The 820-nt window shown below is 40.4% G+C and carries 1 protein-coding gene; it reads left to right on the plus strand.

What is annotated here, in order from left to right; translation table 11 throughout:
• Window positions 1-22 precede the first annotated feature (22 nt).
• Window positions 23-820, plus strand: a 798-nt coding sequence (locus ACQV2R_RS08640) for a DDE-type integrase/transposase/recombinase (RefSeq protein ID WP_428885409.1), incomplete at its 3' end; no start/stop codon positions are given.

The raw sequence follows: 820 nt of genomic DNA on the forward strand, positions 1-820 counted from the left end.
AACTTAGCGAAAGGAAGCTCCCATGAAAAATATTATAACAGAAGAAATGCGATTAAGAAAAAGAATTGTAGAGTATGCCATCGAACATGATAATAATGCAGCAGCAGCTCGGCGTTATCATACGTCTCGACAAAATGTAAAACGTTGGCGTGATCGATATGACGGAAGTTGGGAGAGTATAAGAAATCAATCACGACGTCCTCACTCACACCCTAATCAGCATACCGATAACGAACTACAAATAATTAAAGCAAAATATCAACGCTATGGTCATGAAGGGCTCGCGGAAGTTTATGTTCAATGTCAGCGTGAAGGTTATTCACGTAGTTATGATAGTATGTGCAAACAGATTCGTGAGCAGGGTTGGAATAAGAGCGTAGCGGATGCTAAGAAAAAATATCCCAAGTCTAGATGGAAACCGACCCAAGTAACTTATCCAGGCGAAAAGGTACAAATCGATATCAAATATGTGCCCATGCATTGTCTTAAGTTTGATTCGAAAGGCATTCGTTATTATCAAATCACAGCGATCGATGAGTATTCGCGCAAACGCTACTGTGAGATTGTGGATGAAAAAACGGTCACCAATACCGCTTTATTTTTATTAGAGTTAGAAGCGTGTCTAGGCTTTGATATCACGAAGGTTCAAACAGATAATGGGCGTGAATTTACCAATGATCCAGATGTTACCGATAAACTAACCATCTTTGAGGAGATATTAGAGAGTAAGGAGATAGAGTATCTCAAGACCCGTCCCTATTCTCCATGGCAGAACGGCATAGTTGAAAGAAGTCACCGAGAAGATGGGGAACGATTCTAC

It is taken from the genome of Facklamia sp. P12937, assembly GCF_050409505.1.
Classification (GTDB): Bacteria; Bacillota; Bacilli; order Lactobacillales; family Aerococcaceae; genus Facklamia.